Genomic DNA, 7,671 nt, shown 5'->3' with positions numbered 1-7,671 from the left:
CTAGAAAAACTTTCTCAATTTTGGGAAAAACTTGACTGGGAATGGGTTAATGATATTCCATTCTTTAAAGGGTTTAAGGTCAGGAAGTCCGGAATGACAAAAGGACAACACACTGAGTAGCCGTGTGACATGAAAGTGACATGCACGGTTTCGGATGGGAGGGGTGCTACAGTAATGTACACCTCGACCCTAACGGGTTTCACCGGGAAGTAAATAGCTTTGTGCGAACTACCTCCGGTGTGTAAAATCTTCAAGGGAAATAGGTAGTCTTGATTGCTTGCATCTCCCGGGTCGGGCAGGACACGTTCCTGACTTTAAACAGCAGGACTGGGAAAGACACCGAGTACCAGGAATGAAGTTCTGCAAGTTCTGCGTAAGCTAGCCACTGCGTCTAAAAACAGTGTTGATGGAACGGCAGAAGCCCACCGTGACCGCTTGCAGGAGTGTGGGAGTGTCACTGTGGCATTTGTTAGTTTCTCCCTACTTAGAAATCTATGAAGCAAGAGTCGATAATTTAAGTAACGATACATATCGGGTGCGGCTGGTGATACAAAATACAGGCTGGCTACCCACTTACGTTACAGAAAAAGCTTTAGAGAAAAAGCTGGTGAGAGGCTGTATATGTGAAATTGAATTGCCTATCGGTGCAACCTTAGAGATTGGCAAACCGCGTGAAGAAGTAGGTCAACTAGAGGGACGTGCCTACAAACCTTCAGCACCCATTAGACGACATGCAGATCCTACCAATGACAGAGCGAAGGTGGAATGGATCGTACGTGCACCTTTTGGTGGTATTGTCAAAGTTTTAGCCCGTCATCAGCGTGCAGGAGTTGTACGTACCGAGCTAACTTTGCACTAATGAGGAGAATCTAGTCCTCAATTTCCTATCAAATCCCCCACACTTTTGTCGAGGTTTTCGCTTCGGGGTTAGTCGCTAATTAAAATTAACATAAGTTTTTGCTGAGTTTATTCTAGATTTATACTTAGCAATATCTCTCGATAATTTAATTAAAACTTCAGCTATAAATTGGACAAAAACAGGATACTTCAAATAGTAAATTACTGAAGCTCAATCCTATGATGACAAATTTCACCGAACAAGAAATTAGATTACAAGAAGCTTTACATCATGTAGCTCATTGGCGCAGATGGGGACCCTGAGTTTTCCCATTTAGTTTTAAAAAGCTTGTTTAAAAGAGATTGAGAGCAAGAAGCAAGATTTACGGTATAATGAGAAAAAATTGTATTAAAGATAATAAGTAACTTTGGGGTTTTAGGAGAAAAAAGCTTTATGAGTTATTCCTATGAATATTGTAAATATATTGAAGAATAAAGTAATGAGAGTTGCCATAGTCAGAATTGATCCATTTTCATTACAATTTCGTTTGACTATAGGCATTATCATTATCTATACTTTAGGATTGATGAGTTTTACTCTTGCGGCTGATTGGGAAATACGACACTATTTTATGCTCAGTTCCCAACAATATGGGAACTCTCATAATTACTCCCAATTGTTAACACTGAGTAAAACTCTGAGAATGATGAGCGTTTTTTCTCTGGCTATAACTACAATTATCGTTATTCTATTTGTCAAGCGATCGCTGTTGCCATTAAAACAGATGAATCAATGGGCAGCAACCTACGGTCAACAATTGAATCCCTATCAACCAAAGTTAACTGGAACACTCAGTGAAGTGAAAGCGATCGCCAAAACTTGGAATGATTTATTAATCAGGCTTTCAGAAGTTAGAGAACAGCAGCGACAGTTTACCAACGACTTAGCGCACGAGTTGCGCTCACCGCTAAGCATGGTTTATGCTTATTTGCAAAGAACCTGGCAACGTAGTCATAATTTAGCTTCTTCCCAAAAAGAAGCTTTAGCAATGGCAGTTGCTGACGCAGAACGGATGAATCATATATTACAAGACCTACTCGATTTAGCACGAGCTGGTAGTAGTGCCATGCCCTTGCAAACTGAAGAACTGATCCTCAATGATGTGGTTGCAGAAATGGCACAGATGAGCGAAAAATTTGAGGATCGGGCAATTTTGCTGGAACTCCCGCCGTTTCCCATTCAAGTAAAAGCGGAACGCACCCAGCTCATGCAGATGTTAAATCATTTGATTAATAATGCAGTTAAATACTCGGACATGGATAAACCAGTTACTTTAGAGCTAACTCAGGCTGATGGTTGGGCGGTGATTCAAGTTATTGACAAGGGGTGTGGCATTCCTTTGGCGGAACAGTCGCGCATTTTTGAACCATTTTACCGAGTAGATATATCTCGTACTCGTGCTACTGGAGGAACAGGCTTAGGTTTATCCATCGTCAAGCGACTAGTGGAACGCATAGGGGGACAGGTGGGAGTTCGTTCAGAACCTGGTTATGGCAGCACTTTTATTATCAAACTACCAGTAATAGGAACATAAATTATGGCTGCACATATTCTGCTTGTAGAAGATGAAGCTAAACTAGCGCGATTTATAGAATTAGAATTGAGTAGCGAAGGTTATAAGGTCAGTGTAGCCCATGATGGTATAGCCGGTTTGACGCTGGCACGGGAATTAACCTTAGACTTAGCCATTTTAGATTGGATGTTGCCAGGGTTAACAGGTTTAGAACTTTGTCGCCGCTTGCGGGCTACGGGAAACAAAGTACCAGTGATATTGTTGACAGCCAAAGACGAAGTAAGCGATCGCGTCGCAGGATTAGATGCAGGAGCCGATGATTACATAGTTAAGCCTTTCAGTATTGAAGAACTATTAGCAAGAATCCGCGCCCATCTGCGCCGTACTCAAGAAACTGATGAAGATTTATTGCAGTTTGAAGACTTGAGTTTAAACCGCCGCACTCGTGAGGTATTTCGCGGTAAGCGTGCAATTGAGTTAACAGCAAAAGAGTTTGACTTATTAGAATATCTGCTTTCACATCCCCGGCAAGTTTTTACTAGAGACCAAATTTTAGAAAAAGTTTGGGGTTACGATTTTATGGGCGATTCTAATATTATTGAGGTTTATGTCCGTTATTTACGGCTCAAGTTGGAAGAAAATAACGAGAAACGTTTAGTTCATACAGTACGTGGTGTAGGTTATGCGCTACGCGAGTGAAGGCAGATGGCAGAAAGATCCCTACCAATCTGCAATTTTTTTGTTTGGACTGCTACTTCACTTCATTAGGTTCAAACTTGGTTATCTTACCCTTTTTGACAGCCACAACGACATCATAGGTTGTACAGTAAGAAAATGTAACATTATTAGCTTTGTTATAAAGATTTACTACATGTCCGGCTCCACCGGGCTGGATACCTATTGGCTCTAAATCACCGAAGAAAAAACGGCGTAACTGGTCTCCACTACCAATTTTATCTTTATTCTTAGTGATCAAGTCTATTTTTTGATTTACAGATAGTTCCTGAGCTGATGCTTGTATTAATGCAGGATTAATTACTTTTAAGGGTGCTTCCCAAAAAGTTAAAAAGCCAGTCAAAGCAACAGTTGTGATTAAAGGTGCCAGTTTCATAGTAGTTCCTAGATGTTTAGCTTATCTCGAACAGCTAAACTATCGCAGTCAGAACTGAGAGACTATTGAAGCTATTTCATGATTTTGATGAATTTTTCTGTTAATTAGATTTAGTAAATTCTCAGCATTTTCTCAAGAAATCATGCCAACCCTCTAAAATCAAGCTATCAATTCTTGTCCTAGAGTATCTTTGACAAATTTGGATCCAACCAGAACTAAATTTAAGCGCTCTGAAGATGAGTTATCGGTAATTGTACGCTTACTGTAGTACCTGTTGTTCTATCAGAGTGAATAGATAATTCTCCACCATGAGCGTTAACGATGCGTTTAGTGATAGCTAGCCCTAGTCCAGTGCCACTAGGTTTTGTAGAGAAGAATGGTTGAGTTAGTTTTGATAAAACTTCTGGAGGAATTGGTTCGCCAGCATTGCAAACATTTATGCAAACACGCTCTAAAGATGCAATGTCTACTTCCCATTTAACGATATCTCCTGGAGAAACTGCTTCACAGGCATTACGAACAATATTAATAAAAACTTGCTTGAGCTTATCTTTATCACCTGAGATTTTGATTGGAACTGACGCAGGAATAAATTCAATTTTCCGCGAAACTGCTTCCGGCATATCATTCATGTGATTTAATAACTCACCGATAAATTTATTTACATCGAATTCACACAGCTGCAACACATGAGGTTTGGCATAAAGCAAAATTTCACTCAAGAGGTTTTCTAATCGACTAGCTTCACCAAGTGCTAATGATAATCGCTCTAGCGCTGATTCAGTTAAAGCAGTTTTTTGAAAATACTTCAATCCCATGGTCATTGTCGTCAAAGGATTGCGAATTTCATGTACAATCATCGATGCAAATTCACCAATAGCTGCTAGTCGTTCCCGTTCTACAAGTTGGGCTTGTACCGCCCGTAATTCTGCTGTGCGTTTTTCTACTTCAATCTCAAGCATTTGATTAAATTGTCGCTGTTCCTCGTATAATTGGTAATTATCAATAGCTGTAGCAGCACGTTCAGCAAACAGTTCTCCCAGTTGAATTTCTTCTTGGCTAAACTGCCGTGGCTGATGATGAAAAGAGCAGATAGTACCAATTACTTCGCCTTCGGTAGTCCGCAAAGGTATTCCTAAATAGGCGCAATAACCGTCTGGAGCTTTGCCATATTCTGAGTGTTTGTTGGCATCTTCCACTGCTAAGGATCGGCCAGTTTCTACAACAGTACCTGTGAGTGTACCATGTAGTAAATAAACTTGTTCGCCCCCGCTCATTTCTAGATTGCTGGCTAGTACCCTCTCAAATCCTTTTTGACACAATGTTACTACTGACCAATCTACATTCAGTAACTCACTGACTCCACAGGCTACGTTATGCAGATAGCTACTTAGCTCCCCAGTCCGATAGTTCAAAGAAGATAAAAGTGCGATCGCTCGTCGCTCACGTTGCCACATTTGGTTTTGTAAAGTTTTATTATCAATTGCTTTAATCATTAACAAGAAAATTCTTTTTTTAGATGAAATACTAATTTTTAATTTTTGCTGAGAAATACCTCAATAATTTGAAGAATTACCATTTCCTAATTTTACTGCTCACTGTACTAGTAAAGGTGGAGCCAAAATGCTCACCCGTAACTTGGCAGTTGAGCTAAGAGCATTAGGAATTACACAACCAGCACCTTTTGGTGGTATTGTCAAACTAAGAACCTGTCATCAGAGTGCAGGAGTTGTAGGCACTGAGCTAACTTTGCAACGAGCAGGAGAATCATTTCTCCTCTACAGTCATTTCACCCAGTAAATTTCTAGCATTATCTAAGTATTCCATGACCCATAGCATATAACTAATATCTACATGGATAGCACTAGCATTTTTAGTGAACGCCCAATCACTGATAATAGTTTCATAGATACCGTCAAAGGCTAAGCCCACCAGTTCCCCTTTACTATTGACAGTAGGAGAACCAGAGTTACCACCAGTAATATCTACGTCACTGAGAAAATTAACAGCAACAGAATCTAAAACAGGATTATAGTAACGACCATAATTTTTTTTATCGATCAATTGTAATTCTTTCTTTGGTGCATCGAAAGGTTCAACACCGGTAGATTTTTCTGTAATACCACGCAGAGTAGTAAAAGGCTCATAGAAGCTACCATCTTTTGGTGAATAACCCTGGATGCGACCAAAGGTAACTCGCAGGGTGCCATTTGCATCAGGATAAATAGGCTTACCCTGTTGGCGATAGTAGGCGATTAATGCTTCCATGTATAATGGCCGCAACTGTTGCATGGAACCTTCTATTTCCTTATTTTCCTTCTCCACAGCCGTGTATGCATCGTACATGGCAACTGCTAACTTAATAAAAGGGTCGTTACTCGCTGCAAAAGCTTTTGGATCAGCATCCATCCATTTTAGCCGAGTCTCCTGATCAGTTAAAGAAGTCTCCTGATATATAGAATCTAGTTGACTCTTTAGCTTCTGGGCAACAAATTTGTTTCCCAAACCGAAAATTTTATCAAAGCTGGGAATATGCTGATTGCTGGGAAGTTTAGCATATTCTTCCAGGAATTTGAGCCAGACAGCTTTATCTACTTGCGGATCAAAACTGCGTTCCAATCGACGCAATGACTCCTGAAATCGGGGAAAGTCCCGCTCTTGGTATCCTGGTTCCCTTTGTGTATCTGGCTTTTGTTTTTCTTTACTTAAACGGTACAGACGGCGGGCAATATTGAACAGATCCGATGTACCTAAATATTTTAAAGCCAAATTTTGCTTCTCGTTAGCTTGCTGGCGAGCTATTAGAGCTTTAAGATTTGCTACATTAGCTTGATAACGGTTACGTAATTGGTCATTACTTTGAATCCATTTTTCCAGATTCAACTCCTCCAAGCGCTTAGTTTCTATCAAATGACTATGCGCGAAGCCATCCATCATACCTTGAAAATTTTTCGCAGCATTATTCAAACCACTTATACGACTAGCATATTTAATTTTGGCATCTTGGTTATTTGCAGCAGCTTGATTAATAGTTTCAATCCAACTGACAAACATCTTGTGTCTGGTGGGATAATACCACTTGAAAGTATGTTCCACTTCTTCTGCTAAGCGATATCGATTAGTGCCACCAGGATAACCAAGTACCATTACAAAATCATTGGGTTTGACACCAGTACGGGAGACTTTGAGATAATGCTGGGAGTGATAGGGAACATTATCTGGGGAATAATCAGCCGGACGACCACTTTTATCTACATAGGCACGATAAAAAGCGAAATCTCCTGTATGTCGGGGCCATTTCCAATTATCAGCTTCACCGCCAAATTTGCCAATACTTTCTGGAGGAGCATATACTAAACGGACGTCACGAATTTCCAGTTGTTTAATCAGATAATACTCCAAACCTCCATAAAAACTATAGACTTCGCAGCGATATCCTTTTTCTAATTCACACTGGTGAACCAATTGCTTTTTTTTATTAGTAATAGCTTGATAGCGTTCCAAACCAGTTTGATTGTTACTAACAGATTTATTCACTGCATCAGTCACATTAAGAGCAGCAACGTTAATATATATTCTGCTACCAGGACCAGCGGGTAATTCCTCACTTAATGTTTTAGCTAAAAAGCCTTTTTGAAGTAAATTATTTGATGCTTTGGAATTGTACTGTATCGAATTATAGGCACAGTGATGATTGGTTAATACTAACCCAGAAGGGGAAACAAATGATGCTGTACAGCCACCTAAACTAATCACGGCAGCCATAGAGCGATCTACTAAATTTGTTAACTCTTGAGGATTGAATTGCTGACCAGATTTTTTTAATTGTGCTTCTAAGTCTGGTAAATGTTCTGGTTGCCACATACCTTCAACAGCGTGAGCCTTATTTCCTAAACATAGCAATAGTAATAAAGAGTTAAAAATTAGTTTTTTCATTTTTGTCTTTTTTCATACTCCGGTAGTTATTGTTTTTTTAAAAAAGTTGTAAAGTTCCACCCCAGCGCTTTTAACATTAGAGCTCCAAAACTTGACGCAACTAATTCGTCGCTCTAGACAATATTACTGTAGGTATATGGCTGGGCTGATGCCATGACATAGAATTGGCGAAATTTCGCTTTTACCTTATATTTCACCAGCAACGTTAAACAA

7 protein-coding genes are annotated in these 7,671 nt (G+C 39.8%); 4 read left to right on the top strand and 3 right to left on the bottom strand.

The features are described from left to right. Nucleotides 1-451 precede the first annotated feature (451 nt). From G4P69_RS02990 to G4P69_RS02980, 3 genes are all read left to right on the top strand, one after another. Complete coding sequence (locus G4P69_RS02990; RefSeq protein ID WP_208345895.1) at nucleotides 452-859, top strand: hypothetical protein; 408 nt, start codon at nucleotides 452-454, stop codon at nucleotides 857-859. A gap of 478 nt (nucleotides 860-1,337) precedes the next feature. Further along, a complete protein-coding gene (locus G4P69_RS02985; protein ID WP_243902869.1) occupies nucleotides 1,338-2,432 on the top strand; it encodes a sensor histidine kinase in 1,095 nt (364 codons plus the stop codon). A 3-nt stretch (nucleotides 2,433-2,435) separates the two neighbouring features. Continuing rightward, nucleotides 2,436-3,110 carry a response regulator transcription factor gene (locus tag G4P69_RS02980; RefSeq protein ID WP_208348311.1) on the top strand — a complete coding sequence of 225 codons (675 nt, stop codon included), beginning with the start codon at nucleotides 2,436-2,438 and terminating at the stop codon, nucleotides 3,108-3,110. Between the two features lie 52 nt (nucleotides 3,111-3,162). Here the strand turns inward: G4P69_RS02980 and G4P69_RS02975 are convergent, their stop codons facing one another. Continuing rightward, complete coding sequence (locus G4P69_RS02975; protein WP_208348309.1) at nucleotides 3,163-3,522, bottom strand: hypothetical protein; 360 nt, start codon at nucleotides 3,520-3,522, stop codon at nucleotides 3,163-3,165. Between the two features lie 221 nt (nucleotides 3,523-3,743). Next, entirely contained in the window at nucleotides 3,744-5,018 is a 1,275-nt protein-coding gene (locus G4P69_RS02970) for a GAF domain-containing sensor histidine kinase (protein ID WP_208348306.1), read from the bottom strand. A 127-nt stretch (nucleotides 5,019-5,145) separates the two neighbouring features. On the opposite strand from G4P69_RS02970, the gene G4P69_RS38960 reads away from it, so the two are divergent. After that, a complete protein-coding gene (locus G4P69_RS38960) occupies nucleotides 5,146-5,322 on the top strand; it encodes a hypothetical protein (RefSeq protein ID WP_243902868.1) in 177 nt (58 codons plus the stop codon). On the opposite strand, the gene G4P69_RS02960 is transcribed toward G4P69_RS38960, so the two are convergent. Beyond that, on the bottom strand, nucleotides 5,290-7,458 hold the full coding sequence (locus G4P69_RS02960; protein ID WP_208348297.1) for a S46 family peptidase: 2,169 nt from the start codon (nucleotides 7,456-7,458) through the stop codon (nucleotides 5,290-5,292). The two genes, G4P69_RS38960 and G4P69_RS02960, sit on opposite strands and share 33 nt — an antisense overlap. Nucleotides 7,459-7,671 lie beyond the last annotated feature (213 nt).

Origin of the sequence: Aetokthonos hydrillicola CCALA 1050 (genome assembly GCF_017591665.1) — a bacterium.
GTDB lineage: Bacteria > Cyanobacteriota > Cyanobacteriia > Cyanobacteriales > Nostocaceae > Aetokthonos > Aetokthonos hydrillicola.
This window is presented reverse-complemented; position numbering and strand designations above follow the sequence as displayed.